The sequence below is a fragment of the Synechococcus sp. SynAce01 genome, from assembly GCF_001885215.1.
Taxonomy (GTDB): Bacteria; Cyanobacteriota; Cyanobacteriia; order PCC-6307; family Cyanobiaceae; genus Regnicoccus; species Regnicoccus frigidus.
Genome location: NZ_CP018091.1, coordinates 2,007,708 through 2,034,157 on the forward strand (window position 1 = coordinate 2,007,708; position 26,450 = coordinate 2,034,157).

A 26,450-nucleotide genomic window follows, 5' to 3' on the forward strand; every position below is an offset into this window, starting at 1 on the left:
TCGGAAGCCCAATCAAAGGGTGGGCACAGATAAGCGTGATTTATGCAACATCCGCTTGGTCGGCGCGGATCTCCAGCAGGCCCCAGCCCCCCTGGTCGCCGATCAGCCGCGTGCTCCAGCCGGCGCCGCGGCCCAGGGCCTGCTGCAGCCCAGGCAGCTGGCTCACCAACAGCCCACTAAGCAATCCGACACCAGCCCGGGAGAGCACGGCCTCGAACTGGGGAGCGAGGGCTTCGATCACCGGCGCCAGGATGTTGCAGAGCAGCAGGTCGGCTGGTTCCCCGTTCAGCAGCGCAGCGAGCCCCTCCACCGACCCCAGGGCCACCTGCAGCGGCCCACCGGGGCCTGGGCTGATGGCATTGAGGCGAGCATTGGCGGCGGTGGCACGCACGGCCAGGGGATCGGTGTCGCTGGCGCTGGCGCTGGCGGCCCCGAGCCGCAGGGCCCCGAGGGCGAGGATGCCGCTGCCGCAGCCCAGGTCGGCCACCCGCAGGCCCTCCATTGGGATCGCCTCCATCGCCTCCAAGCAGAGGCGTGTCGTCGGGTGGCTGCCGGTGCCGAAAGCGCTGCCGGGGTCAAGGCGGATCACCTGCCGGCTGGCGAACTCCTGCGGCAAGGCCAGCCAGGCCGGCAGGATCAGCAGCCGTTCCCCAACCGGATCGGCTTGCCAGTGCTGTTTCCAGCTCGAACTCCAGTCTTCTTCAGCTTGCGGCTGCCACTGGAGCGGGGGCAGGGCCAGGCCGAACGGATCGCCCAGCGGGGCCAGGGCTGCCGCCAGCTGCTCACGCTCGCTCAGCGGCCAGTCGACAGCCGGCAACCAGGCGAGCAAGCGGTGACGCTCCGGCTCGCGGGGCTGGTGCCGGATGGCGACCCGCTGGATGCCAAGCGCGGCGAGCTTCCAGAGCAGCGACTCTTCGAGCTCAGCTGGAGCGTCCATCTCCAGGCGCCACCAGTGGGGGGGCATCGGCTGCATCGGCGCGGCGCTCTGGTTGAGGGGTTACGGGGTGAAGGGAGGGTCAGAGCGTGACGGGATGGGCCTCCTGGATGCCGTTGATCGTGTGGATGTGGGCCAGCAGGCTGGGGGGGATCGGGTCGTCGATGCTGAGCACCATCACGGCGTCGCCGCGCACGATCCGGCGCCCCACCTGCATCGAGGCGATGTTGACGTTGTGCTCGCCCAGCAGGGAGCCGAGCTGACCAATGATGCCTGGCATGTCCCGGTGACGGGTGAACAGCATGTGGCGGCTGGGAGCCACGTTCACGGGGAACTCATCGATCGTGGTGATGCGCAGATCGCCTTCGGCGAACACCGCTCCAGTCACGCTGTGGCTGCCCTGGGACCCCCTTGAGGTGAGCTGCAACGATCCACCGGCGAAATCACGGCTGGTGTCGTCCTTGACCTCCACCACGTGGATGCCGCGGCTCTTCGCCTCCAAGGAGGCATTCACGTAGTTGATGCGATCGCCAAGGGCGCTTGATAGCAGACCTTTGAGTGCTCCAACCACCAGAGGCTGGGATGGATGGTTGGCGAACGCCCCCTGCAGCCGCACCTCCAACTCCTGTAGCGATCCTCCAGCCATCTGGCTGAGCAGCAGGCCCAGGGTCTCGGCCAACTGGAGATGGGGGCGGAGCTGCTCCATCACTTCCGGGGTGAGCCCGGGAATGTTCACGGCGCTGCGCGCCGGCAGGCCCAATAGCACGTCGCGGATTTGCTCAGCCACGTCGATGGAGACGTTCTCCTGGGCTTCAGCCGTGGAAGCTCCGAGGTGGGGCGTCAGGATCAGCCGCTCCCTCACCCTGCGCAGGGGGGAATCGGCTTCCAGGGGCTCATTGGAGTAAACATCAAGGGCAGCGCCGGCGATGGTGCCCGCCTCCAGTGCTTCCGCCAGGGCCTGCTCATCGACGATGCCGCCCCTGGCGCAGTTGACCAGACGGGCGGTGGGTTTCATCGACTGGAGCAACGCACCATCCACCAGATGCTCGGTATCGGGGGTGCGGGGCAGGTGAAGGCTGATGTAGTCGGCTTCGGCGAACAGAGGCTTGATCGCCAGCAGCTGCACCTGCAGCTGCTGGGCGCGCTCGGTGGAGATGAACGGGTCATAGGCGAGCACCTCCATGCCCATCGCCTTGGCCACCCGGGCCACGTGGGAGCCGATCTTGCCAAGGCCGACCACCCCTAGCTTCTTGTTGTAGAGCTCATTGCCCACATAGGTTTTGCGCTCCCAGCCGCCCGCCATCGTGCTCACGTGGGCCTGGGGGATATGGCGGGAGAGGGCGAACATCAGCGCCAGGGCATGCTCGGCGGCGGCGATGGTGTTGCCTTCCGGTGAGTTCACCACTAGGATTCCGCGCCTAGTGGCGGCAGCCACATCGACGTTGTCGACGCCCACACCGGCCCGGCCGATGATCTTCAGGCGCGGCGCGGCCTCGATCAGCGCCTCCGTCACCTGGGTGCCGGAGCGGATCATCAGGGCCTCGTAATCGCCGATGATCTTGATGAGCTCTTCGGCAGGTAGGCCGGTGCGCACGTCCACCTGCGCCACCTGGGAGAGCTTGTCGATTCCCCGTTGGTCGATCGGATCGGAAACCAGAACCTTTGTCATTATCGGGGCGAATCGGGGCGGTGGTGGGGATCAGGCCTGGAAGGTTCCAGACATCGCAGGGGGTGAAGTGTAGTGAGCTGTCGCCACGGTCCCCGGCGCCAGCGTTGAGAATCGGAGAGTTTGGGGCCTTCCGCTTGGGACTGTGTGTGGTGGTGGTGCTGGAGGATCGCAGCCAGCTGAACCGATTACGGGATCAGCTGAGTCAGCTCAGCCCTGCCCCGAAGGAGCTAGTCGCCGTTGGGGCAGGCGAAACGTCGATGGACGCCATCGAGCAGCTCAACCCGGCGATCGCCCGCCGCAACCGCCAGCAGGGAATGGTGCGTTGGTTGATGCCGTTTGGGTTCTTTGCCGGTCTGATGTTCAGCCTGATCACCAACCTGCACACCTTTGCCTTCGCCGGCTCCATTGGTGAACCGCTGATCGGAGGTCTGTTGGGCATGGGCTCCGGCTGGATGGGCAGCTACGCCGCTGCCGCCAGCGTCAGTTCCGAGACAGATGATCGAGTTCGCAGCCTGCGCAACCGGATCGATGAGGGCAACTGGCTGCTGCTGCTCGAATCCGCTTCCGGGGAAGAGATCCCCTGGATCCTGATTCAGCAGTCCAGGCCCAAGGCGGTGGTGCGCCTGACGGAAAGCTGAGCCCCGATGCCCCCCCCCAGCCCCCCCTTCTTGCTCCCCCGGGAGGCCCTGCTGGCGAGCAGCGCGAACCCCGCTGGTCTCGCCCCGCTTCTGCCCTTGGCCGAGCAGGCCTTACGCAACTGGGTACCGGTCTGGAGCAACTTTCTGACCGCGGCGATCCTCGAAGACGCCTTGGAACAGCTCGGCGGGCTCAGCGAGCTGACGCTTCAAGCCAGCGGCGGGCATTCCCAGGCGGAGCGCTGCTGTCTTCGCTTTGAGCGCAGCGACACGGCAAATTCCGAAGCGGCTCCGGAGTGGGCAGCCCTCGAGCAGGCCCCACTGCTGGGCCTGGAGATGCAGGGCAACTTCCTGTTCGATCCAGCCACTCCGGCTGATTTTCGCCAGGGCTTGCTTGCGGCTGGCGCAGCGCCAGGGGAACTCGGCGACCTTTGGGTGCGCGGCGATCGCGGTGCCCAGCTCATCACGACCCAGCCACTGGCCGCCAGGCTGGGCGGCCAGCAGATCCAAGTGCGCACGGTGGCGGTGGAATTGGAAGTGGTGCCCCTGAGTGGCCTGAAGCCGCCGGTACGGCCCCAGCCCAGGGTGCTCTCCACCGTGGAGGCCTCCCTGCGGCTCGATGCGGTGGCTTCGGCGGGTTTCGGCGTCTCCCGCAGCCGCATGGCCGACTGGATCCGCCAGGGGGTCGTGCGGATCAACTGGAGGGTGGTGCGCAGCCCCAGCCGGGAACTGGTTGAGGGTGATCGGGTGCAGCTGGACGATCGCGGTGAACTGACCGTTCTCAAGGTGGAGGCCACCAAGCGTGAGCGTTGGCGCCTGAACCTGAACCGAACCTGATTCCCGTGGGACCAGCCGCTGAGAATCTTCGGCGGGATCAAACGCCGCAGAGCCGGGCCTGGAGGGGCTGGCTGCTAAATTCCCGAAATGGGTCAACACCCATTTCCTGGGGCGATTAGCTCAGAGGTAGAGCACTACCTTGACACGGTAGGAGTCACTGGTTCGATTCCAGTATCGCCCACTCTTTTTCAATCAACGGCTCCACAAAACAGCCAATTGATCACAATTCAGGTAATTGATCACAGTTCAGGAAATTGATTAGCACCCGAGAAAAGGAATGACCGACGGGGCTCACCCTTTCAGTGTGGTCATCGGCATGGGCCGATCGGGCATTGGTGCCGCCCGGCTGCTGGCTACCCGGGGCGAGCGGGTGTTGTTGATGGAGAGCCGGCAGACGCCTGAACTCGACCAGATCGCCCAAGAGCTGCGCGCAGAGGGCATCGATGTCGCCCTTGGTACGCCGCTACGGCTGGAAAGTTTCTCGGCCTTGTTCCCTTCGCTCACCAACGTGGTGGTCAGTCCCGGTATTCCCTGGGACCACGCCGTCCTGCAGGTCATGCGGCAGCAGGGGCTTCCGGTCTGTGGCGAACTTTCGGTGGCCTGGGAGTTCAGCCGCGCCACCCCCTGGATCGGGATCACCGGCACCAATGGCAAGACCACCGTGACCCACCTGGTCGCCCACCTGCTGGAGCGGGCCGGTCTCGACGCGCCGATGGGCGGCAACGTCGGCCGCTCCGCCGCTGAATTGATGATCGAGTGCCAGATCCCGGGGGCTGCTGTGCCCGATTGGTTGGTGGTGGAGTTGAGCAGCTACCAGATCGAGGCCTCACCGGAGCTGGCTCCTCAAATCGGCCTCTGGACCACCCTCACCCCCGACCACCTGGAACGCCACGGAACGCTCGCCAACTACCGCTCGATCAAGCGTGGTCTGTTGAATCGCTGCGAGAGCCGCATCCTCAACGCCGACGATCCCGATCTCCTGGCCCACGCCGCCAGTTGGGACCGGGCCGACTGGGTCACTGCCGGCCGGCGCCAACAGTTGCCTGCCGGTCTCACTGCCCTGATCTGGGTCGAAGAGGGCGTAGTGCACGGCAGCGCCGGCCCGCTCTTCCCGGCCGATTGCCTGCAGATGCCTGGCAGCCATAACCGCCAGAACATGCTGATGGCCGCGGCCGTTGGCCTGAAACTCGGCATTGAGGCCAGCGTGATGGAGGCCGCCTTCCGTTCTTTCCCCGGGGTTCCCCACCGGTTGGAGAAGATTCGGGATCTAGCTGGTGCCAGTTGGTACAACGACAGCAAGGCCACCAACTACGACGCGGCGGAAGTGGCCCTCGCCGCCCTGCCCAGTCCGATGGTGGTGCTCGCCGGTGGGCAGGTCAAACAGGGCGATCCCCAGGCCTGGTTGAAGGCCCTCGATCGCCAGGCCGGGGCCGTCGTTCTCTATGGCGAAGCCCGCGAAACGTTTGCTGCCCTGCTGGCCTCCAGCGGTTACGGCGGTGAAGTCCATGCCTGGGAGGGCCTCAGCGAGGCCGTTGCTGAAGCCGGGCGGCTTGTCGCCAGCGGTGACTACCGCACCGTGCTGCTCTCACCAGCCTGTGCCAGCTTCGATCAATACGGCGACTTCGAAGCCCGCGGGAATCACTTCCGCTCCCTTGTCACGGCACTCGAACCCTGATGGCCATGGCTCATTGGTTGATGAAGAGCGAGCCCGACGTTTATGGCATCGACCATCTGGCCCAAGAAGGCAGCACGCTCTGGGACGGCATCCGCAATTACCAGGCGCGTAATTTCATGCGCAGCATGGCGGTGGGTGATCAGGCGTTTTTCTATCACTCCAACACCAAGCCCCCGGGCATCATCGGTTTGATGGAGGTGATCGAAACCGGGATTACCGACCCCAGTCAGTTCGAGCACACGTCTCCTTATTTCGATCCGTCCTCCAGCTCTGAAGCGCCTCGCTGGGATTGCGTTCGCTTGCGCTATCTGCGCCGCTTCAAGTACCTGCTGAGCCTTGATGCCCTGCGCGAGAACTTCAGCACCGAGGAACTCACGGTGGTGCGGCGAGGAAACCGGCTCTCGATCCTGCCGGTGCCAGCGGCTACGGCCCAACGGCTCTTCGACCTGCTGGAATCGGGGAACTGATCCCACGGCCTACGAGGCGATGGAGCCTGCCACAGCGCCCCCCCTGTTGATCGGGGCCACGCTGCGGCAGGGCTTCGAGGTCTTCGCGCGGGCCCCCGGGGCGTTCATCGCCTTCACCTTGATCGGTGCCGTCAGCCAACTGATCAGCCAGGCACTGCAAAACAGGGCCACTGCCGAGCTCGCCAGCCAGAGCGAACCGATCGTGGCCTTCGTCGCCCTGGCCCTGCTGGGTCTGCTTTGGAGTGTGGTCAGCACGCTCTGGTTCAACGTCGGCTTGATCCGCGGAGCCTGGCTGGCGCTCTCCGGCCATCCCCCCCGCCTGGCTGATCTCGTCCGCGTTGATGGCGCCGCGATGCGACGCCTGTTGGCGGTCTGGCTGCTGTTGTTGCTGGTCTTTGTCCTGATCCTCTCCAGCACCGCCCTGATCGCCGGCCTGGTGAGCTTGGTCTCTGCGCGTCTGGCCCTGCTGCCGCTGATCGCCGGTGCTGCGATCTTTGTTGCCGTCTGGAGCGGCCAGCTGATTCAGCTGCCGACCACGGTCATCGGTCAGCAAGGTGCGCTGGCCACTTTCCGCTGCGGGCAAGGGCTGCTGGCGGCCCAGGGGTGGCGGCTTCTCGTGCTGGCCTTGGCCATGGCCGGGATCCTGGCCCTGGGGCTGCTGGCGCTGGGAGTGGGGCTGCTGGTGGCGGTGCCCGTGGTGGGCTGTTGTCAGGCCGTGGCCTACCGGCAACTGCGTGATCTGGAGTCCGCTGTGGCGGCGCGCCCTCAGCGCTGAAACATATTGGCGACATAGCACTGGGTCACCGCCCGGCTCTGGACCCCGTTCTGGACCAGAAACCCGGCCAGAGCGGCTTGGAAGAGGCGGTACTGGTCCCAGTTCGGATGGGATTCAATGAAGCTGCGCATCGACCCCAGCAGGGCTTCGGGTACCTCCGCCCGCATGCTCACCACCGCTGGGTCGGGGGCCATCGGCTCGGCCGTTGGCCGAGCCGGCGGGGCCATCGCCGCAGCAGCAGGGTGATGGAACCCGCCGAGCTCAGAAACGTCCAGGTCAGGAGTGCTGAGGAAAGAAGCAGAGGCCATCGGCACGGGTTCGCTGAGACACCAGTTCTCCACACCGCCGCTGCGCCGTCAAATCGCCCAGCCGGGCTCCGGGAGCAGCGATCCCAGCCTGAGATTCCAATCCTCAGGGGCTTGTGCGGCGCCCAGGTCTCCAGCTGATCTGGCTTGAATCGATCGACGGCCCTTGTCAAGGGGAGAACCAACAGCGAGGCGTTTCTCCACAGGCTTGAGCAGGGGGCGGGGCTTCGAGCTCTTTGGGCTGGGGAAAACCTGTGCAAAATCTGCGGGGAAGCTGCGACCAGCCGGGGAGGGGTGCGGCGATCAGCAGTCCTGATCGCGCTCAAATCAGGCTGGCAGTCTCAACAGGGCGGACCGGGCCATGGGCTCGCTGGCCAGGCCATGGGCTCAAAGAGGTAAGGCCAGCAGGGCCTCGGCCCAGGCCCTACTGGCCGGCGAGGGCCAATGGCCCTCGATGCCCCGTTGCCAGGCCCCAGGGCTGAGAACAAAGCGCAGGGACCACTCGCCGCGATTGCCTTCGATGCTCATCCAGCAGCAGTCCCGCTCGCACTCCAGTGTGATGAGCTCTTCGGCCATCAAGCCTGAAGCGATCGCTTCGCGCTGTTCCAGCAAGCTGGCGATCACCTGTCGCAGCTGGAGCGCTTCTGCTGTGGTGAGCTCCGCCGCCCAGCCCTCACCACCGATCAACACAGAAAAAGGCTGGCGTGCCGGCTCCCAGGCCAGACGCCAACCTTCTCCCTCAGCGGACCAGCAACCTGGATTCAAGACAGGCGATCAGCCGGGCAACAGATCCGGCTGATCCTGTTCATCGCTGAGCTCAACGATCGTGCGCTGCACCGGCTTGACCATGGATTCCTCCAGGAGGCCATCAAAGTCGTCGAATCGGCGCTGCTTGGCCCGGAAGGCGATCTTCACGGTGGTGAGGTAGCGGTTGCTGGAGTGACGAATCAAACTCTCAGCCCGCTGAGCCAGCTCTTTGGGGTTGATCGCGGAACTGGTATACAAAACAATCTGTCAATTTCTCCAATATTAAGCCAGGGCCGCTTGGCAGACCCAGCTGCGCTGATCGGGCGCCGCGCTGATCCGTGCTGCGCTGATCAGCCAAGATTGCAGTTAGACCCACGGTCAGCTCAGCGTGCCTGATTCGCTTGGCCCCGTCACCGCCCCAGCGATTCTGTTGCCCATTGATTGAAGGGACGCTGGCCATCGACCTCGGCAGCACCACCACGGTGGTGGCTTTCCAGCCCGCAGGCGGTGGGGCAATTGAACTGGTGCCTGTCGAGCCGTTCAGTAGCGGTGCTCCTTGCGTCATCCCCAGCCTGGTCTGGCTGGCTGGAGCTGCTTCCGGGCAGGTTTTGATCGGCCGCCAGGTTCAGGAGGCCGGCCTGGCCCGCGCTGAGAGTCCCCAGCTCAGCCGCGATTTCAAGCGCTGGATCGGGGTTGGCCCCAACTCCCGGAGCCGCCCGGCCTTGCTCAGCCCAGAAGAGGCGGGCTCCCTGCTGCTGCATCGCATCTGGGAGCAGCTGCCAGACAGGCTCGCGCCGAACCGGCTGGTGCTCACCGCTCCGGTCGACGGCTACCGCGGCTACCGGCAGTGGTTGCAGGACATCAGCCAGGACTTGCCGGTGGCCGAGGTGGCCTTGGTGGATGAACCCACCGCCGCCGCCATCGGCGCTGGACTTGCCCCGGGCAGCCGTGTGCTCGTGCTGGACCTCGGCGGCGGCACCATCGATCTCGCCTTGGTGGCCCTGGAGGGCGGGCAAGGGCGGGCCGCGCCTATCGCCCAGCTGCTTCGCTTTGCCGGCCGTGATCTGGCCAGCAGCCGCCAAGCGTTGCGCTGTGCCCGGGTGCTGGGCAAGGCGGGCCTGGCCCTGGGCGGCAGAGATCTGGATCGCTGGATCGCCGCTGATCTCGCCGGTGCTGCTCCGCCCTCGGGGGCGTTGTTGGAAGCGGCTGAACAGCTCAAATGCAAGCTCAGTTTCGAGCCGTCCAGTTCCGTGCTCTGGTGCCCACCGGGAGAACCCAGCCGGGAACTCAGGCTCAGCCGCCAGGCCCTGGAGGAGCTGCTCGAGCGCAAGGGCCTGTTGCAGCTGCTCGATGATCTGCTCGAGACGGTGCTCGCAGGAGGACGTGCCCAGGGCGTCAGCCTTGGCGACGTCGATGCGGTGCTGCCCGTTGGCGGCACCAGCCGCATGCCCCTGATTCGGCGCTGGCTCGAGGAGCGTTGTGCCGGTGTTTCGATTCTCGATCAACACCCGGTTGAGGCGATCGCCGTCGGCGCGCTTGCCCTCACCCCTGGGGTGCGGATTAAGGATGTGCTCGGCCAAGGTGTTTCGCTGCGTTGCTGGGATTCGCGCAGCGAGGCCCACCGCTGGCATCCCCTGTTCCTCGCAGGTCAGGGCTGGCCGACGGCAGAGCCGCTCGAACTGGTGCTGGCCTGCAGCCGCGATGACCAACGGCAGCTGGAGCTGGTGTTGGGCGAACCAAGTCAGGAGCAGCGCGCCGAGGTGGTCTTCCGCCAGGGCCTACCCGAGCTCAGCCGGCGCGAGGCCGGGGAGAGCCGCGTGGAGCCTTGGAGCCGGCAACCGGCCGGTCTGCCCCTGGAGCCGCCCGGAAGCCGGGGGGTGGACAGGCTGCGATTGCGTTTCGGGATCAACGAGCAGGCCCAACTGACCATGGCCAGTGAAGATCTGGTCAGCGGCCGAGTCAACGAACCGATCAGCCTCGGATCGGTCCGTTAGCGACAGGGCCTGCCGTGCGGTGGACAATGGTTCGGCTGCCCCCTTGCCGGAGGCCATCAATCGATGGTATGCCTAGTAAGGAGTTGGTCTTCGTATTGCTTTCGCCTTGGCCCTTCGCCACCACAGGCTGCCCCGCTTCTGGTTGGCACTGACTCTCGGGCTAGTGGCTGCCGGTATCGGTGCGGCTTACTGGTGGGAATCCCAGCTACCGGGCCGACTGCAGCAGGCGGCGAGCGCTCGCAACTTTCCGGATTGCCTTAAATACAGCGATCAGCTCGCAGCCCTGCGCTGGATGAGTGGACGCGCGCCCAGGGAGCAGGGACTGTGTAGAAGGATCAAGGCCGAAGAGCTATGGCAGGCCACGGATTACACCGAGGCCCTGAAACTCCAGCTTTTGCTTAGCAACTCCACCGCCGGCACGTCTGAGGACAAGCAACGCCTCAATGCCTGGCAACAGGAGTTGAAGGCCAAGGCCCTGGCTCGCTTTGAAGCGGGAGATCTGGAGGGTGCCATCGACTTGCTCAGGCCGATGGGAGAGCACCAACACCCCGATGGCAACGCCTATGGCGACAATTTGCGTGAATTCTGGAATCGCAACCGCCTTCAGGAGGAGCGGGCCCGCAGCATGATCGCCCAGAAGCGTTGGTGGGAAGCCCTTGATGCACTCAATCGCCTCGACCATCCCTGGTGGTTGAGCCAGACCACGGGGCTCAAGCGCCAGGTGGAGCAGGAAATCTCCGGGCTCAAGGCCAAGGAACAGGAGCGCCACAGCCACGGCGAGATGGCTTTGAACAGCGTGCCGATCGCTGACTTGGACCGGGAGGTGCAGCGCAATATCAGCCTCGGTCTTGATGATTGGTCTGCCTTCACCAAGGCCTGCAACACGCTGGGTGGCAATTTGGTCGAAGCCGGCCCTGAAACGGCTTGTCAGCGTTGATGCGGGCCCATGACAGGATTGGGGCCCAGTGCCAATGCCCCCATGCAGCAGGGAGAACAGGTCAAGGTCAGCCAGAGCGTGGTGGTGTTCACCCACCCGGAACATCGCGGCAAGCCCTTTGATCTCCTGGGGCAGCAGGGGGAAGTGTTTCGGGTCCTTGACGATTGGAAGGGCCGTCCGATCAGCCCGACCCTGCCGGTGATCGTCGCCTTCGGGAAGTTCCGCGCCCATTTCCGGGCCGATGAACTCGAACGGGTTGGCGGGACGGCCTGATTAGCAGCGCTGCAGAAACACCCCGTCCACCCCATCCACGTCCTGGAGGCAGAGTTGGATGTTCTCCTGCCGACTGGTGGGCACGATCCGGCCGCAGAAGTCGGGTTGGATCGGCAGTTCCCGGTGACCACGGTCCACCATTACCAGCAGCCTGACCGCTTCGGGTCGGCCCCAGGTGTGCAGGGCCTCCAGTGCAGCGCGCGTGGTTCGGCCGGTAAAGATCACGTCATCGACCAGCACTACCTCACGGCCTTCGATCGCAGCCGGTAGGTGAGTGGCCTCCACCAGGCGGGTGCCGACCCGTTCGAGATCGTCGCGATAGAAGGTGGGATCAAGGCTGCCCTGGTCGACGGCATGGCCGGCGCTAGTCTCCAATTGCTGGGCCAACACCCTGGCCAGGGCAACTCCGCGGGTGGGGATGCCGAGCAGCATCAGCTTTCTACTGTCGGCCGCACTCTCGAGCACCTGGGAGGCGAGGCGATGAACGGTGCGGGTCAAGTCCTGAGCGGAGAGGATTTCCACTCGCCTGGCTGGACTCGAAGATTCCATGGCATGGCCTTAAGGAAAACCATCGTAGGAACCGGGCTGTTCATGGCCAAAAGCTGACTCTTGGGCACGGATAGAGCAAGGGGTCAACCGGGCCAAGGTAAATTCATGACAGAACGCGAATTGGACGCCGGCCCCGCAGGGGTGACACTGCCTAGATCTATGACCCATGGCATCCACGCGCAACCGTCTTCAGCCCCAGCTACCTCCCGCTCGGCCGTCAACTCTGAAGGTTCTGTAGCCCCTGTTGTGCTGGCGATTCTCGATGGCTGGGGCTATGGGGAGCCTTCCGAATCCAATGCGATTTCCCTGGCTGAAACGCCGGTGATGGATGCGCTCTGGGAGGCCTATCCCCATGCCTTGATCCAGGCCAGCGGCGCTGATGTGGGTTTGCCTGATGGTCAGATGGGCAATTCCGAAGTCGGCCATCTCACGATCGGCTCGGGACGCGTCATCCGCCAGGAATTGGTCCGGATCAGCAAAGCGGTCAAAGACGGCAGCCTGGCCCTCAATCCGGCCTTGAATGGCCTGGCCGATCGCCTCCTTGCCGATGGCGGACAGCTGCACCTGATTGGTCTCTGCTCCGACGGCGGCGTCCACAGTCATCTAAGCCATCTCGCTGGCCTGCTGCACTGGGCGGCTGGCCGCGGCATCCAGGACGTCTGCATCCACGTCATCACCGATGGCCGCGATACCCCTCCCCAGAGCGCCATCCCGTTCATTGCCCAGATCGAGGAGCAGATCGAGGCGGCTGGTGTCGGTCGCATCAGCACGCTCTGCGGCCGCTACTGGTCCATGGATCGCGATAACCGCTGGGACCGTACCGAAAAGGCCTATCGGTTGCTCACCGAAGCGACCGATTGCAGCGATCTGGGTCCAAGGCAAGCCATCGAATCGGCCTATGCCAGCGGTATCCATGACGAATTCATTGAGCCGGTGCGTTTCAGCAGTGATGTCCTCAGCCCCGGTGATGGGCTGGTCTTTTTCAACTTCCGACCCGACCGGGCCCGCCAGCTGATTCGCTCCTTGGTCGTCGAGCCCTTCGACGCCTTTCCCCGCCAACGTCTCTCACCCCTCCATCTGGTTACCTTCACGCAATACGAACTCGGGTTGCCGGTTGAGGTAGCTTTCCCACCCGAATCCCTCGACGGACTGCTGGGCCAGGTGGTCTCCGAGCACCATCTGCGCCAGTTGCGGACTGCTGAAACCGAGAAATATCCCCACGTCACCTATTTCCTCAACGGTGGCATCGAACAACCGTTCCCCGGCGAAGACCGCCAGCTGGTGCCCTCCCCCAGGGTTGCCACCTATGACCAGTCTCCGGAGATGTCCGCGGCCGTGCTCACGGCAAGCTGCATCGCCGCGATCAACAAGGGCTTGTATTCCCTGATCGTGATCAACTACGCCAACCCTGACATGGTGGGCCACACCGGCCAGATGGAGGCCACCACGGCGGCGATCGCTACGGTGGACCGTTGTGTCGGGCAGCTGCTTGAGGCCACCAACCGCAAGGGAGGAACGCTGCTGATCACGGCGGATCATGGCAATGCCGAAGTGATGGAAAGCAGCGACGGCAGGCCATGGACGGCCCACACCACCAATCCCGTGCCGGTGATTTTGGTGGAAGGCGAAAAGCGCAAATTGTCTGGCCGTGGTGCCAACGCCCATCTGCGCAGCGGCGGTGGTCTCGCCGATGTTGCCCCCACCTTGCTAGAGATTCTTGGCTTGCCCCAACCGGCACGGATGACCGGACGTTCGTTGATCGAACCAGCCGATGTGGTCACCACCTCCGGCAGTCAACCCCAGGCCCTGCAGGTTTAAGCCTCCTGGTTTCGGGCCTTGCTGGCCCGGGCCCGGGGTGTTGCCGTTACTTCGATAAGCTTGGCCGATGCTTATTGCCATTCTCTCCTGGGTCTGGATCGGCACCGGTGTGCTGCTGATCGTCAGTGTCCTTCTGCACAGTCCGAAGGGCGATGGCATGGGCGGTCTGGCCAGCAGCGGTGGCTCCATGTTCAGCAGCGCCCGCAGCGCTGAAGACACCCTGAATCGGATCAGCTGGACCCTGCTCGCAGTTTTTCTCGGTCTGGCCGTGCTGCTCAGTGCGGGCTGGTTGCGTTGAGCCCGATCAATCGCCGCAGTCTGCTCGCCGCCCTTGGCGCCATGCTTAGCCCGTTGCTCGGCGGCCGAGCGGCCGAGGCGGCCTCAAAGGCGAATGACCCCAATTGGCAGCTCAGTGAGGCGGCCTGGAAACAACGGCTCAGTCCGGCGGCCTTTGCCGTGCTCAGGCGCGAGGGCACCGAGCCGCCATTCAGCAGTCCGCTCGACAAGGAAAAGCGCAAGGGCACTTTTGTCTGTGCCGGTTGCCAGCTGCCCTTGTTCAGCTCCAGCGCCAAATTCGACAGCCGCACCGGCTGGCCAAGTTTCTGGCAGCCCTTGCCGAATGCGGTGGTCACCAAACTTGATTTCAAGTTGATCCTGCCCCGCACCGAATACCACTGCCGACGTTGCGGTGGCCACCAGGGGCATGTCTTCAACGACGGCCCCCGTCCCACCGGCAAGCGTTACTGCAACAACGGCGTCGCACTGAATTTCATTCCAGGCTGAAGGCGGTTATTCGGGTATCGAGGTGAGCCGATCCCTGGGTGACGGAAGTGCCCAAGGTTGATGGCCGACCATAAAAAAGGGCCCCCGAAGGGGCCCACATTCAGAGCAGTCGCTTCTGATCAGTAGTCGAAGTCGCCGCCCATGCCGCCGCCGCCGGCTGGAGCTGCTTCCTTCTTGTCAGGCATGTCAGCCACGATGCACTCGGTGGTGAGCACCATGCCGGCAATGGAGGCGGCGTTCTGCAGCCCCGAGCGAGTCACCTTGGCGGGGTCGACAATGCCGGCAGCCAGCATGTCCACGTACTCACCGGTGGCGGCGTTGTAACCCTCATTGAAGGGCATGCCCTTGACGTGCTCGGCCACGACGGCGCCGTTGACGCCGGCGTTCTGGGCGATCCGCATCAACGGAGCGCTCAGGGCGGAGGCCACGATGGTGGCACCGATCAGCTCCTCACCGGAGAGATTGGCAGCCGCCCACTCTTCCAGGGCCGGAGCCAGGTGAGCAAGGGTGGTGCCGCCGCCTGGAACGATGCCCTCCTCAACAGCCGCCTTGGTGGCGTTGATGGCATCTTCGAGGCGCAGCTTCTTGTCCTTCATCTCGGTTTCGGTGGCAGCGCCCACCTTCACCACGGCCACACCACCGGAGAGCTTGGCCAGGCGTTCCTGGAGCTTCTCTTTGTCGTAGGTGGAGTCGGTTTCGTCGATCTGCTTGCGGATCTGCTCGACCCGGGCTTTGACGGCCACTTCGTTGCCATCGGCCACGATGGTGGTGGTGTCTTTGTTGATGGTGATGCGGCGGGCAGTGCCGAGCATCTCCAGCTTGGTGTTCTCCAGCTTGAGACCGGCGTCCTCGGTGATCAGCTGACCATTGGTGAGAACGGCGATGTCTTCGAGCATGGCCTTGCGGCGATCACCGAAGCCGGGGGCCTTGACGGCAGCCACATTGAGCACACCGCGCAGGCGGTTCACCACCAGGGTGGCAAGGGCTTCCTTCTCGATGTCTTCGGCGATGATCAGCAGGGGCTTGCCGGTGCGGGCAATCTGCTCGAGCACAGGCACGAGATCCTGCACCAGACCGATCTTCTTGTCGGTGAGCAGGATGTAGGGCTCCTCGAGGATGGCTTCCATCCGCTCGGTGTCGGTGGCGAAGTAGGGCGAGATGTAGCCCTTGTCGAAGCGCATGCCCTCGGTGACCTCCAGTTCGGTGGTCATCGACTTGCCTTCTTCCAGGGAGATCACCCCTTCCTTACCCACTTTGTCCATCGCATCGGCGATCATCCGGCCGACTTCTTCGTCGTTGCCGGCGGAGATGGTGCCCACCTGGGCGATGGCGTTGGAATCGGAGATCGGCTTGGCATGCTCCTCGATCTTCTTGACGAGGAAGTCGGAGGCCTTGTCGATGCCCTTTTTGAGGGTGATGGCGTTGGCGCCGGCGGCCACGTTGCGCAGACCCGCCTTGACCATGGCATGGGCCAGGACGGTGGCGGTGGTGGTGCCATCACCGGCGGCGTCGTTGGTTTTGGAAGCGGCCTGACGGATCAGGGCCACGCCGGTGTTCTCGATGTGATCCTCGAGTTCGATCTCCTTGGCGATCGTGACGCCGTCATTGATGATCTGGGGTGCGCCGAATTTCTTTTCGAGCACCACGTTGCGGCCCTTGGGGCCGAGGGTGACAGCCACGGCTTCAGCCAGGATGTCGATGCCTTTTTCGAGGGCCCGTCGGGCGTTCTCGTTATAAATGATGCGTTTGGCCATGGGAATTCAGTCTCTGAAGAAGAGGATGGGGTGAAGCGGGAACAGCGGACCGGGAGCAGCGGACCGGGACCTGGGTTCAGTGAACGATCGCCAGGATGTCCTTTTCGGAGAGCAGCACGAATTCGTTGCCGCCGAGCTTGATGTCGGTGCCGGCGTACTTGCTGTAGAGCACCTGATCGCCGACGCTCACCTCAGGGGATTGGCGGGTGCCGTCGTCGTTGCGCTTGCCGGGGCCCACTTGAACCACCTCACCCACTTGGGGCTTTTCCTGGGCGGTGTCAGGAAGCAGGATTCCGCCGGCGGTTTTTTCGTCGGAGTCTGAAACCTTGACAAAGACACGGTCTCCGAGCGGCTTGACCGTGGAGACGGTGAGAGAAACAGCAGCCATGATTCAGTGCGACAACAACAGGGATGACGCCGATGACGTCATGAAACGGACGAGTTGGCACTCGTGCTCGTTGACTGCCAACCTATGGCAGCAGCGTGATCAGGCGCAATCCGCAGCAGGGGCGGTTCACCGAACAGCCAACGGCGCCACAATCGGTTGTTCGGGGCCAATCCCCCTGCCAGTGGTAAGTTGACTCCGCTTTCGGCGGGTATGGATCCCGCTGTGCGATCCCCAATCTTTCCTATGGCTGCTGCTGCTCCCGTCAACACCGGCTCTAAGGGCGTTGTGCGCCAAGTGATCGGTCCAGTGCTCGACGTGGAATTTCCTGCCGGCAAACTGCCACGCATCTTCAATGCCCTGCGCATCAGTGGCCGCAACTCCGCCGGACAGGAGATCGCCCTGACGGCCGAGGTGCAGCAGCTGCTCGGAGATCACCGCGTACGGGCGATCTCGATGAGCTCCACCGACGGTCTGGTGCGCGGCATGGAAGCCTTAGACACCGGCTCACCGATCTGTGTCCCGGTGGGAGAAGCCACCCTCGGCCGCATTTTTAACGTGCTTGGGGAGCCGGTGGACGAGCTCGGTCCTGTCACATCCAAGCTGACCGCCTCAATCCACCGCGAAGCTCCCAAGCTCACCGAGCTGGAAACCAAGCCCAAGGTGTTTGAAACCGGCATCAAGGTGATCGACCTGCTCGCCCCCTACCGCCAAGGCGGCAAGGTCGGCCTGTTTGGCGGTGCTGGCGTCGGCAAAACGGTGCTGATCCAGGAGCTGATCAACAACATCGCCAAGGAGCACGGCGGCGTCTCGGTGTTCGGTGGTGTGGGCGAGCGCACCCGCGAAGGCAACGACCTCTACGAAGAGTTCAAGGAATCCGGAGTGATCAACTCCGAGGATCTGACCAAGTCAAAAGTGGCGCTCTGCTTCGGCCAGATGAACGAGCCTCCCGGTGCTCGCATGCGCGTGGGCCTTTCGGCGCTCACCATGGCGGAGCACTTCCGCGATGTGAACAACCAGGATGTCCTGCTCTTCATCGATAATATCTTCCGCTTCGTCCAGGCAGGATCGGAAGTGAGCGCCCTGTTGGGTCGCATGCCGTCCGCCGTGGGTTATCAGCCCACCCTTGGCACCGACGTCGGCGAGCTCCAAGAGCGCATCACCTCCACCCTTGCAGGCTCCATCACATCGATTCAGGCTGTGTATGTGCCTGCCGACGATCTGACCGATCCAGCTCCCGCCACCACCTTTGCCCACCTCGATGCCACCACGGTTCTGAGCCGTGGTTTGGCCTCCAAAGGCATCTACCCGGCTGTGGATCCTCTCGATTCCACCAGCACGATGCTTCAGCCGGCCGTCGTCGGAGATGATCACTACCGGACAGCGAGGGCAGTGCAATCTACACTGCAGCGTTATAAGGAACTTCAGGATATCATTGCCATTCTTGGTCTTGATGAACTTTCTGAAGACGATCGCAGTACCGTGAACCGGGCCCGCAAGATCGAGAAATTCCTCTCTCAGCCCTTTTTCGTGGCCGAGATCTTCACGGGTATGTCCGGCAAATACGTGAAGTTGGAAGACACCATCAAGGGCTTCAACATGATTCTTTCTGGTGAGCTTGATGATCTTCCCGAAGCAGCTTTCTATCTGGTCGGCACGGTTGAAGATGTCAGGGCGAAGGCAGAAAAGCTGAGCGCTGAAGCTAAATCCTGACTTGATCATTGTTGAATCGCCATTCTGAAGACCCCTGCCGATGACAATCAACCTGCGCGTTCTGGCACCTGATCAGAGCGTTTTCGATGGCGATGCCGACGAGGTGATCCTGCCCAGCACCACAGGCCAACTGGGTATCTTGCCGGGCCATGTGTCCTTGCTGACGGCCCTTGATGTGGGCGTGATGCGTTTGCGGATGGGCAAGGATTGGACCTCCATTGCCTTGATGGGCGGTTTTGCCGAGGTGGAAGCCAACCAGGTGACTGTGCTGGTGAACATCGCTGAACTCGGCTCCAGCATTCAGCCTGATGAGGCCCAGAAGGCCCTTGAGGAGGCCCAACTTGCGGCCACCGGCTTTGAGGGCCAACCTTCAAGCAGCGACAAGATCAAGGCCCAGCAGACCCTGGCCCGTGCGCGCGCACGCCTCCAGGCCAGCCGAGCCTCCTGAAGACTGGAGACACCACAGCCAGGTCATGAAAAAAGCGCCCTTTGGGGCGCTTTTTTGTTGGTATGGCTTGGGCGTTTATTGCGCTTTGGCCAGCTGATTCAGGCCGTACCGCAGAAGGTGACGTCGGGGAACTTGAGCTTGGCCTCATCCAGCGACTTGCCTTTGCCTTCTTCCTGCCAGTAATTGATCACCTCAGTGGCCTTGTTGAGGATTTCAACGCGCTCGTTGTCGGTGATCCAGGATTTGGCTTCCAGTTCCGTCTTCATCGTTTCCCAGGCATCTTCGCGAGGCCAGAAGAAGTAGGAGGTGAGGGGGCTGGGGCCACCGCCGACGATCTGATCGACGGCCAGGGCGACGTTGGTGGGCAGCCAGAGGATCTTGAGCAAAAAGCGGCCCTCATCGGCTTTCGGCGTATGACCGGAAGGAACGCCGTCCTCATCAACCGTGGCGGTGGCTAAGGCCGCACTGGCGCCGCTCAGGGCCGGCCGCCCTTTCGTGGTGCCGTCGTCGTCTTCAGCGGCAGCGGCGGTTTCCGCCGGGGCGTGACGGGTGAGCTCCCGATTGGCAGCTCCCGGTTCGGGCGAGCTGGGGGCTGGCACACGCTTCAGCGTGGCTGGAACGGATGCAGCCGTGGAGGCTTCGGCCGCCTCAATCTCTGGAGCAGCACTGTCTGGGGCCGTCATGGGTTCGGCGCTCAAGGCATAAAATCAAACATCAAACCTACCAGCCCAGCTGAGACACCCCTGAGTCAGCAAGCCGTTCTGCTCTTCGATATCGATGGCGTGATCAGGGATGTGGGCGGCAGTTACCGTCGCGCCCTGGCTGAAACCGTGGAGCATTTTTGCGGTTGGAGGCCGCAAGCCGCTGGTATTGACGCGCTCAAGGGCGAAGGGATCTGGAACAACGACTGGGATGCCGCCCTGGAGCTGCTGCGCCGCCACGGCCACAACCCCTTGCCGGCCCATGCCGCCCTGGTGGACGTCTTCAGCCGCTTTTATTTCGGTGGCGATCCCCAGGGGGATCCCGCCGGTTGGAGCGGCTTCATTCGCAACGAACCGCTGCTGGTGGAGGCGGCCTTCTTCAAGGGCCTCAGCGCTGCCGGGATCGCCTGGGGATTTGTGAGTGGTGCCGAGCCCGGCTCAGCTCGCTATGTGCTTTCGGGCCGGCTGGACCTGGGTGATCCGCCCCTGGTGGCCATGGGCGATGCTCCCGACAAACCCGATCCCACCGGCCTGCTTCGGCTCGCCACCAGCCTCTGTGAAGGCGCCCTGGGGGCTGGAGCCCCACCCGTCGCCTATCTCGGTGACACCGTTGCTGACGTGCAGACGGTGCTGAACGCCCGCAAGCAACAGCCCGACCAGCGCTGGCTGAGCCTGGCGGTGGTGCCACCGCATCTGCAGGCTCCCGGTCTGGAGAAGCAGCGCAGCGCCTACGAAGACAGCCTGCGCGCTGCCGGGGCCGATCGGTTGCTCCCCTCCACCTCCGCACTTCAGCCCGCCAGCCTGCTCAAGTGGCTGGCCGCAGGCTCCTGATTCAGCGCTCCATCGCCGCCACCGACTTGAGCGCGGCGGCGCTGAGCACCTCATGGCCGCCCGCTGTCACGGCCACATCGTCTTCGATGCGGATGCCGATGCCTTTCCAGCGGGGATCGATGCTTGGTTGGCCTTCCGGGATGGGAAGCCGATCACTGACATACAGACCTGGCTCCACCGTGAGCACCATGCCCGGCTCCAGCGGCTGCGGATGTTCGCCGAGGCGATAGGCGCCGACATCGTGGACATCGAGGCCCAGCCAGTGGCCGGTGCGGTGCATGTAGAGGTGGCGGTAGGCCCCTTGCTCAATCAGGCCATCCACTTCTCCAACCAGCAGGCCCAGGTCCACCAGCCCCTCGACGAGCACGCGTAGGGCAGCCCCATGCACCTGCTCGGCATCGGCCTCGGGCCTGACCGTGGCGATCGCCTTCTCCTGGGCGGCGAGCACGAGTTCATAGAGGGCGCGTTGCTCGGCGCTGAAGCGCCCATTGATGGGAAAGGTTCGGGTGATGTCGCCGTTGTAGTAGTCGCTGAGGCTGCAGCCTGCATCGATCAACAGCAGGTCGCCACCCACAAGCGGGGCGTTGTTGCTGGTGTAATGCAGCACGCAGGCATTGTCTCCGCCGGCCACGATCGAGCCGTAGGCCGGTCCGCGCGCCCCCTGCTCCATGAAGTGTTGCTCGATCACCGCCTGCACCTGCCGCTCATTGAGCCCCGGCCGCGCCAGCTGGCGGGCCCGTTCATGGGCCTCCGCCGAGATCCTTCCGGCCAGGCGCATCCGCTCGAGTTCATCGGCAGACTTGCGCAGTCGCAGCGCGTGCAGGAGCGGGCAAGGTGCCACCAGGCCCAGGGCCGCCTGGCCGTTGCGGGGGGCACGGTCGAGCTGGGCGGCCCAGGCGGCCAGCAGCAACGGCTCCACATCTGGATGGCGCCCTATCCGGAAGGCGAGGCCCTCCGCTCCCTGGAGATAGCCGCCCAGCCGCTCCGCCAGCTCCTGGCGGGGATGGGCGAGATCGGCCCCGAACTGTTCGACGGCTCCTTCACATCCCCAGCGGAACCCGTTCCAGACCTCCGCGGCAGGATCCTTCGGCTCCACGAACAGAACGAAGGGGTGCTCCGGGCAATGGGGCAGGAACAGGGCCACCGCGCCGGGTTCATCAAAGCCGGTGAGATACCAGAAATCACTCTGCTGGCGGAACGGATGCTCCACATCGGCATGGTGGGTGACCAGCGGCGCCGCCGGAATAACGGCCGCCATGCCGCCGAGCTGGTCAAGAAAGCGCGCCCGGCGCTGGCCGAACTCTGCGGCGGTGATCACCATGGAGGCAAGCTCAGAACAGCAGGACGTTGGCACAACCGATTAAATGAATGCGATAGGTCCCAGAGTGCAAGGACGGTATGGGCATGAGCCGGCCACGATGACGCTGAGCGGATGAACGAGCTGCTTGGGCTGGCCGGACTGGTCGCCTTCATTCTGGTGGGTTCGGCGGTTTGCTCCGGCGTGGAAGCCGCCATGCTCACCGTCAACCCGCTGCGGGTCTACGAACTGGCAGGCCGCGACCGGCCGGTGCGCGGCGCCAAAGCCCTGCTGGCCCTCAAGACACGCATGGGCCGGGCCCTGGCGGTGCTCGTCATTCTCAACAACGGCTTCAACATCTTCGGCAGCCTGATTCTGGGCAGCTACGCCGGCTGGGTGTTCGCCTCCCAGGGGATCGACAGGGTGGCCCTGCCCTTGTTCTCGGTCGGACTCACCGTGCTGGTCATCCTGCTGGGGGAGATCCTGCCGAAGGCGATCGGCAGCCGTCTGGCCCTGCCGGTGTCGCTGGCCAGCGCCGCTCCGCTCGGCCTGGCCCTGAAATTGATGCTGCCACTGGTGCTGGTGCTGGAGCGGCTGTTGCCGGCGATCACCGCCGAGAGCGAACTCACCACCGATGAGGGCGAGATCCGCCTGCTGGCCAGGCTGGGCTCGCGCACCGGCCAGATCGAAGCCGATGAAGCCGCGATGATCGGCAAGGTGTTCCAGCTCAACGACCTGACGGCCCGCGACCTGATGGTGCCGCGGGTGTCGGCGCCGACCCTCTCGGCTGAGATCCAGCTGGAGAGCGCCAAGGCGTTGCTGCTGGCCAACACAGCCGCTTGGTGGGTGGTGTTGGGGCGCGAAGTGGATGAGGTGCTCGGGGTGGCCAGTCGCGAAAGCCTGCTGGCAGCCCTGGTGGAGGGCCGGGGTCAGGCGACCGCCCTGAGCCTGACCCTGCCGGTGGAATTCGTGCCGGAAATGATCCGGGCCGATCGTCTGCTGACGGCCTTCCGGCGCAGCAGCCATTCGGTGCGGGTGGTGGTGGATGAGTTCGGCGGCTTCGTCGGCGTGATCGGTGCCGATGCGGTGCTGGCCGTGCTGGCCGGCTGGTGGCGCCGCCCCCAACCGGCGGCGGAGCCGATCCCGTGAGCGCGACCCTGCAGGCCGCCCAGCCGGCCATCCAAACCGACAGCGCAAGCCGTTTCGAGGCTCTGCTGCTGCGCTGGCGCCAGCGCCTGGTTCTCAGCGAACGGGAGCGCTCAGCCCTGGCCCCCGAGCTGGCGGGCCTCGATCGCCAGCTGGAGCGCCTGGCCGCCCGCCGCCTCCAGGTGGCCGTTTTCGGCCGGGTCGGGGTGGGTAAGTCGAGTCTGCTCAATGCCCTGCTCGGCGAGGAGCGCTTTGCTACCGATCTGGCCCATGGCTGCACCCGCCTGCAGCAGCAGGCAGCCTGGAATCAGCCGATCTCCGGGCTTGCGGGCCTCGCCCTGATCGACACACCGGGCATCGATGAAGTGGCCGCTGCTGCCCGCCACCGCCTGGCGGCCCGGGTGGCGCTCGCGGCTGATCTGGTTCTGTTCGTGCTCGATGGCGACCTCACGGCACCGGAATCTCGGGCGCTGGAGCAGATGCTGCGCCTCGGCAAACCCCTGCTGCTGGTGGTCAACCGGATCGATTGCTGGCCTGCAGCTGAACGGGAGGCGCTGCTGGCGAGCATCCGCGGGCGCCTGTCGGCGGCGGCCCGGGATCTTGAACTGGTGGCCGTCTCGGCGGCGCCACGGCGGGCCCGGCTGCGCAGCGATGGCCGGGTCCGCAGCGAGCCGGTGGCGGCAGCGATCGGGCCGCTCCAGGATCGATTGCTGGCCCTGCTCGAAGAGCGGGGCCGCCTGCTGCTGGTGCTCAACGGCCTGCGCGCCGGCGATCGCTTCTGCCGGCATCTGCAGGCCTGGCGGCTGGGCCAGCACCGCAGGGCGGCCCAGGGGCTGATCGGCCGCTTTGCCGCACTCAAGGCCACCGGCGTGGCGACCAACCCCTTGGTGCTGATGGATCTGGCCGGATCGATGGCCATCGATGCGGCTTTGGTGGTGCAACTCTGCCGGCTCTACGGTCTCAAGATCAATGGGGCCCAGGCCAGGCGCCTGCTGGGCCGGCTCAGCGGCCACGGCGCCCTGCTGGGCGGCACCCAGATCGGCATCCAGCTGCTGCTGGGCGTGCTGCGCCAGCTGCTGCTTCTGGCCGCTCCGTTCAGCGGCGGCTTGTCGCTGGCGCCTGCCGCACCGGTCGCCCTGGCCCAGGCCGCCCTGGCCGTGCACACCACCCGTCGCACCGGCCAGCTGGCGGCGGCCGAACTCCAGCTCGGGGCCCGCCTCGGCCTCGGTGGTCCCGGTGGCCTGCTCAAGCGCCTGGCCGAGCAGGATCCCCAGGTGAACCGCTGGCTGCGTCACTGCCAGGCCAGCGACGGTGGCTTGGCCCAGGCCCTGCTGCCGTGAGTGATCTGGCCCTGTTCGGCACCAGTGCTGACCCCCCCAGCCTTGGCCACCGTTCCCTGCTCGCCGGGCTCGCCAACCACTACCCCGAGGTGCGCACCTGGGCCAGTGACAATCCCTTCAAGCAGCACGGGGCGTCCCTGCCGGTTCGGGCCGCTTTGCTGCAGGCGGTGGTCGATGGTCTCGCCAATCCCCGCCTGCGCCTGGCCCAGGAGCTCAGCAGCCCCCGGGCGCTCGACACCCTGGAGCGGGCGGCCCAGCTCTGGCCGGGCTCCCGGCTGGTCTTCGTGGTGGGCAGCGACCTGTTGCCCCAGATCCAAACGTGGTACGCGGTTCAGGCGATTCTCAGCCGCTGCCGCCTGGCGGTAGTGCCGCGCCATGGCTGGCCGCTGGACCCATCTCAGCTCGATGGCCTGCGCCAGCGGGGCGGCGAACTGGAGATCCTTCCGCTGGAGATCCCCGCCACCGCCAGCTCCCTGATCCGCCTCCACCCCGACCCCGAACTGGTGCCCGAGGAGCTGTGGCCGATGCTGCGGGAGCAGAATCTCTACGGCTTCCGTTCTCCTGAACCCAGCCAGGCGCCGCCTGGTCGGCCCAATCCCCTTCGCCACCGCCCCGTGCGCTGATGCGTCTTGCCCTGGCCCAGATCAACCCGCTGATCGGTGATCTGCAGGGCAATGCGGCCCTGTTGCTCGAGGCCAGCCGCCAGGCCGCAGCGGCCGGCGCCGATCTGGTGGTCAGCCCGGAACTCTCGCTCTGGGGCTATCCCCCCCGTGACCTGCTGTTGCGGCCGGCCCTGCTGCGCCAGCAGGCGGAGGTTCTGCGTGCCATCGCCAGCGAACTGCCCCGGGATCTGGGTCTGTTGGTGGGTGTGGCCGAGCCCCTGGCCGGCGAACACCTGCCGGCCCTGCACAACGCGGTGGCCTTGGTGGAGCCTGGCGTCTGGCGGATCGTGGCCCGCAAGCGCCTGCTGCCCAGCTACGACGTCTTCGATGAGCGCCGTTATTTCCGCCCGGCTGACCAAGCCTGCCTGCTTGCCGTGGAGCGTCGCGGCCGGCGCTGGGTGATCGGCCTGACTATCTGCGAAGACCTCTGGGTGGAGGAGGACGTGCTGGGCCACCGGCTCGCCGGGGCCGATCCGATCGCTGAGCTGTTGCCCCAGCGGCCCGACCTGCTGCTGAACATTTCGGCCTCCCCCTTCGTGCAGGGCAAGCCGGCCCTGCGTCGCCGGCTGGCCGCCGCGGCGGCGGCGCGGCTGGGCTGTCCGGTGGTGTACGTGAACCAGGTGGGTGGCAACGACGAGCTGGTTTTTGATGGCGCCAGCTTCGTGATGGATGGAGCCGGCCAGGTTCTGCTGCAAATGCCCTGTGCCTCTTCCTCCCTGGCGCTGTGGTCGCTGCCAGAGCCAGGGGCGGAGCCAGTGGTTCCGGCTGCGGCGCCGCTGGCCACAGACGAGCCCGAGCCGCTCGAGCAACTGTTCCGGGTGCTGGTGCTGGGGGTGCGCGACTACGCCCGCAAATGTGGCTTCGAGCGGGCCCTGCTGGGCCTCAGCGGCGGGATCGATTCGGCCCTCGTCGCCGTGATCGCGGCGGCGGCGCTGGGCGGGGACCACGTGGAGGCCCTGCTGCTGCCCTCCCCCTACAGCTCCGAGGGCTCCCGCTCCGATGCCACCGCCCTGGCGCTCAGGCTCGGCATCCGGCATCAGATCGTGGCGATTGCCAGCTTGATGAACGGCTTCGATGAAGCCCTGAGCGGCCCCTTGCAGGGCGCACCGGTTGGCCTGACCGCTGAGAACCTGCAATCGCGGATCCGCGGCACCCTGCTGATGGCGGTGGCCAACCAGCAAGGCCAGCTGCTGCTCGCCACCGGCAACAAGTCGGAGCTGGCGGTGGGGTACTGCACCCTCTACGGCGACATGAACGGTGGCCTGGCCGTGATCGGCGATCTCTACAAAACCACCGTGTTTCGCCTCTGTGCCTGGCTGGATTCGCCAGCGGCCGGCCCCTGCCGCTCCAGCTTTGCCCTGCCGTGTAACGGTGAATTGATCGGCACGGCCATCCGCGACAAACCGCCCAGCGCGGAATTGCGCCCTGACCAGCGCGATACCGACTCCCTTCCGGACTACGACGAACTCGATCCGCTGCTCAAAGCCCTGATCCAGGATCTGCGCAGCCCTGAGCAATTGATTGCCAGTGGCGTGGAGGCCTCCCTCGCCCATCGGGTGCACCGGCTGTTGCGGCGGGCCGAATTCAAGCGCCGGCAGGCGGCCCCCCTGCTCAAGGTCAGCGACAGGGCCTTCGGCAGTGGCTGGCGCATGCCGATTGCGGCAGGGCCACCCTGAGCGTCTTCCGCAACGCGCAGCGGCGCGCTTTGCCTCGGCAACACGGGATTTTCCACGCAAATCCCTGCAATTGGGCCTGATGCCCGCCAATCTGGGGTC

At 65.1% G+C, this 26,450-nt stretch carries 28 protein-coding genes and 1 tRNA gene; 19 read left to right on the forward strand and 10 right to left on the reverse strand.

What is annotated here, in order from left to right; translation table 11 throughout:
• Window positions 1-40: 40 nt before the first annotated feature.
• Together prmA and serA are read right to left on the reverse strand one after the other, a co-directional pair.
• Window positions 41-964, reverse strand: a complete 924-nt coding sequence (gene prmA / locus BM449_RS10495; protein ID WP_071802211.1) for a 50S ribosomal protein L11 methyltransferase — start codon at window positions 962-964, stop codon at window positions 41-43.
• Between the two features lie 52 nt (window positions 965-1,016).
• A complete protein-coding gene (serA, locus tag BM449_RS10500; protein WP_071801173.1) occupies window positions 1,017-2,603 on the reverse strand; it encodes a phosphoglycerate dehydrogenase in 1,587 nt (528 codons plus the stop codon).
• Window positions 2,604-2,737: 134 nt separating this feature from the next.
• On the opposite strand from serA, the gene BM449_RS10505 reads away from it, so the two are divergent.
• From BM449_RS10505 to BM449_RS10530, 6 genes are all read left to right on the forward strand, one after another.
• Window positions 2,738-3,241 carry a hypothetical protein gene (locus BM449_RS10505; RefSeq protein ID WP_071801174.1) on the forward strand — a complete coding sequence of 168 codons (504 nt, stop codon included), beginning with the start codon at window positions 2,738-2,740 and terminating at the stop codon, window positions 3,239-3,241.
• A gap of 6 nt (window positions 3,242-3,247) precedes the next feature.
• Window positions 3,248-4,075 (forward strand): photosystem II S4 domain protein, encoded by an 828-nt coding sequence (locus BM449_RS10510; RefSeq protein ID WP_071801175.1) that lies wholly within the window; start codon window positions 3,248-3,250, stop codon window positions 4,073-4,075.
• A 109-nt stretch (window positions 4,076-4,184) separates the two neighbouring features.
• Window positions 4,185-4,256: transfer RNA gene (locus BM449_RS10515), tRNA-Val, on the forward strand.
• 96 nt (window positions 4,257-4,352) lie between these two features.
• A complete protein-coding gene (murD, locus tag BM449_RS10520; protein WP_071801176.1) occupies window positions 4,353-5,750 on the forward strand; it encodes a UDP-N-acetylmuramoyl-L-alanine--D-glutamate ligase in 1,398 nt (465 codons plus the stop codon).
• A gap of 5 nt (window positions 5,751-5,755) precedes the next feature.
• The gene (locus BM449_RS10525) at window positions 5,756-6,217 is read left to right on the forward strand and encodes an EVE domain-containing protein (protein WP_120352851.1); all 462 of its coding nucleotides are present in this window, start codon (window positions 5,756-5,758) and stop codon (window positions 6,215-6,217) included.
• Window positions 6,218-6,236: 19 nt separating this feature from the next.
• Window positions 6,237-6,992, forward strand: a complete 756-nt coding sequence (locus BM449_RS10530) for a hypothetical protein (RefSeq protein ID WP_071801178.1) — start codon at window positions 6,237-6,239, stop codon at window positions 6,990-6,992.
• Here BM449_RS10530 and BM449_RS10535 read toward each other — a convergent pair.
• The 3 genes from BM449_RS10535 to BM449_RS10545 all read right to left on the reverse strand — a co-directional run bounded on the left by BM449_RS10535 (window position 6,983) and on the right by BM449_RS10545 (window position 8,284).
• Window positions 6,983-7,186 carry a DUF2811 domain-containing protein gene (locus BM449_RS10535; RefSeq protein ID WP_120352852.1) on the reverse strand — a complete coding sequence of 68 codons (204 nt, stop codon included), beginning with the start codon at window positions 7,184-7,186 and terminating at the stop codon, window positions 6,983-6,985. The two genes, BM449_RS10530 and BM449_RS10535, sit on opposite strands and share 10 nt — an antisense overlap.
• A 498-nt stretch (window positions 7,187-7,684) precedes the next feature.
• Complete coding sequence (locus BM449_RS10540) at window positions 7,685-8,062, reverse strand: DUF1818 family protein (RefSeq protein ID WP_071801179.1); 378 nt, start codon at window positions 8,060-8,062, stop codon at window positions 7,685-7,687.
• Between the two features lie 9 nt (window positions 8,063-8,071).
• A complete protein-coding gene (locus tag BM449_RS10545) occupies window positions 8,072-8,284 on the reverse strand; it encodes a DNA-directed RNA polymerase subunit omega (protein ID WP_071802213.1) in 213 nt (70 codons plus the stop codon).
• A 197-nt stretch (window positions 8,285-8,481) separates the two neighbouring features.
• Here BM449_RS10545 and BM449_RS10550 point away from each other — a divergent pair, with 197 nt between their 5' ends.
• The 3 genes from BM449_RS10550 to BM449_RS10560 all read left to right on the forward strand — a co-directional run bounded on the left by BM449_RS10550 (window position 8,482) and on the right by BM449_RS10560 (window position 11,248).
• Window positions 8,482-10,038 carry an Hsp70 family protein gene (locus BM449_RS10550; protein ID WP_311134054.1) on the forward strand — a complete coding sequence of 519 codons (1,557 nt, stop codon included), beginning with the start codon at window positions 8,482-8,484 and terminating at the stop codon, window positions 10,036-10,038.
• Between the two features lie 106 nt (window positions 10,039-10,144).
• The gene (locus tag BM449_RS10555) at window positions 10,145-10,975 is read left to right on the forward strand and encodes a hypothetical protein (protein ID WP_071801181.1); all 831 of its coding nucleotides are present in this window, start codon (window positions 10,145-10,147) and stop codon (window positions 10,973-10,975) included.
• 42 nt (window positions 10,976-11,017) lie between these two features.
• Window positions 11,018-11,248 (forward strand): ferredoxin-thioredoxin reductase variable chain, encoded by a 231-nt coding sequence (locus BM449_RS10560; protein ID WP_071801182.1) that lies wholly within the window; start codon window positions 11,018-11,020, stop codon window positions 11,246-11,248.
• Here BM449_RS10560 and pyrR read toward each other — a convergent pair whose 3' ends face one another.
• Window positions 11,249-11,797, reverse strand: a complete 549-nt coding sequence (gene pyrR, locus BM449_RS10565; protein ID WP_071801183.1) for a bifunctional pyr operon transcriptional regulator/uracil phosphoribosyltransferase PyrR — start codon at window positions 11,795-11,797, stop codon at window positions 11,249-11,251.
• Window positions 11,798-12,043: 246 nt separating this feature from the next.
• Here pyrR and gpmI point away from each other — a divergent pair, with 246 nt between their 5' ends.
• The 3 genes from gpmI to msrB all read left to right on the forward strand — a co-directional run bounded on the left by gpmI (window position 12,044) and on the right by msrB (window position 14,398).
• Window positions 12,044-13,615: a 2,3-bisphosphoglycerate-independent phosphoglycerate mutase gene (gene gpmI / locus BM449_RS10570; protein WP_233830657.1), complete on the forward strand. Its 1,572-nt coding sequence runs from the start codon at window positions 12,044-12,046 to the stop codon at window positions 13,613-13,615.
• 67 nt (window positions 13,616-13,682) lie between these two features.
• A complete protein-coding gene (gene secG / locus BM449_RS10575) occupies window positions 13,683-13,913 on the forward strand; it encodes a preprotein translocase subunit SecG (RefSeq protein WP_071801184.1) in 231 nt (76 codons plus the stop codon).
• Window positions 13,914-13,918: 5 nt separating this feature from the next.
• Complete coding sequence (gene msrB, locus BM449_RS10580; protein WP_233831336.1) at window positions 13,919-14,398, forward strand: peptide-methionine (R)-S-oxide reductase MsrB; 480 nt, start codon at window positions 13,919-13,921, stop codon at window positions 14,396-14,398.
• 119 nt (window positions 14,399-14,517) lie between these two features.
• Here the strand turns inward: msrB and groL are convergent, their stop codons facing one another.
• Both groL and groES read right to left on the reverse strand, forming a co-directional pair.
• Window positions 14,518-16,152, reverse strand: coding sequence for a chaperonin GroEL (groL, locus tag BM449_RS10585; protein ID WP_071801185.1), 1,635 nt, complete (start codon window positions 16,150-16,152; stop codon window positions 14,518-14,520).
• A 76-nt stretch (window positions 16,153-16,228) separates the two neighbouring features.
• Entirely contained in the window at window positions 16,229-16,540 is a 312-nt protein-coding gene (gene groES, locus BM449_RS10590) for a co-chaperone GroES (RefSeq protein WP_071801186.1), read from the reverse strand.
• A 243-nt stretch (window positions 16,541-16,783) separates the two neighbouring features.
• Here groES and atpD point away from each other — a divergent pair, with 243 nt between their 5' ends.
• On the forward strand, window positions 16,784-18,250 hold the full coding sequence (gene atpD / locus BM449_RS10595) for a F0F1 ATP synthase subunit beta (RefSeq protein ID WP_071802216.1): 1,467 nt from the start codon (window positions 16,784-16,786) through the stop codon (window positions 18,248-18,250).
• 40 nt (window positions 18,251-18,290) lie between these two features.
• Window positions 18,291-18,698: an ATP synthase F1 subunit epsilon gene (gene atpC / locus BM449_RS10600; RefSeq protein WP_071801187.1), complete on the forward strand. Its 408-nt coding sequence runs from the start codon at window positions 18,291-18,293 to the stop codon at window positions 18,696-18,698.
• A gap of 98 nt (window positions 18,699-18,796) precedes the next feature.
• Here atpC and BM449_RS10605 read toward each other — a convergent pair whose 3' ends face one another.
• On the reverse strand, window positions 18,797-19,396 hold the full coding sequence (locus BM449_RS10605; RefSeq protein ID WP_233830659.1) for a 30S ribosomal protein PSRP-3: 600 nt from the start codon (window positions 19,394-19,396) through the stop codon (window positions 18,797-18,799).
• 45 nt (window positions 19,397-19,441) lie between these two features.
• Between BM449_RS10605 and BM449_RS10610 the strand changes: the two genes are divergently transcribed.
• Entirely contained in the window at window positions 19,442-20,230 is a 789-nt protein-coding gene (locus BM449_RS10610; protein WP_071802217.1) for a TIGR01548 family HAD-type hydrolase, read from the forward strand.
• Window position 20,231: 1 nt separating this feature from the next.
• On the opposite strand, the gene BM449_RS10615 is transcribed toward BM449_RS10610, so the two are convergent.
• Window positions 20,232-21,551, reverse strand: a complete 1,320-nt coding sequence (locus BM449_RS10615; protein WP_071801189.1) for an aminopeptidase P N-terminal domain-containing protein — start codon at window positions 21,549-21,551, stop codon at window positions 20,232-20,234.
• 111 nt (window positions 21,552-21,662) lie between these two features.
• Here BM449_RS10615 and BM449_RS10620 point away from each other — a divergent pair, with 111 nt between their 5' ends.
• Genes BM449_RS10620 through BM449_RS10635 form a run of 4 tightly spaced genes read left to right on the forward strand, consistent with a single transcriptional unit; the run spans window position 21,663 to window position 26,351 of the window.
• Window positions 21,663-22,676 carry a CNNM domain-containing protein gene (locus BM449_RS10620; RefSeq protein WP_071801190.1) on the forward strand — a complete coding sequence of 338 codons (1,014 nt, stop codon included), beginning with the start codon at window positions 21,663-21,665 and terminating at the stop codon, window positions 22,674-22,676.
• Window positions 22,677-22,705: 29 nt separating this feature from the next.
• The gene (locus tag BM449_RS10625; protein WP_120352853.1) at window positions 22,706-24,013 is read left to right on the forward strand and encodes a DUF697 domain-containing protein; all 1,308 of its coding nucleotides are present in this window, start codon (window positions 22,706-22,708) and stop codon (window positions 24,011-24,013) included.
• Window positions 24,010-24,636 (forward strand): nicotinate-nucleotide adenylyltransferase, encoded by a 627-nt coding sequence (locus BM449_RS10630; RefSeq protein ID WP_071801191.1) that lies wholly within the window; start codon window positions 24,010-24,012, stop codon window positions 24,634-24,636. Before BM449_RS10625 ends, BM449_RS10630 begins: the two co-directional genes overlap by 4 nt.
• Window positions 24,636-26,351, forward strand: a complete 1,716-nt coding sequence (locus BM449_RS10635) for an NAD+ synthase (RefSeq protein ID WP_071801192.1) — start codon at window positions 24,636-24,638, stop codon at window positions 26,349-26,351. Before BM449_RS10630 ends, BM449_RS10635 begins: the two co-directional genes overlap by 1 nt.
• Window positions 26,352-26,450: the final 99 nt, after the last annotated feature.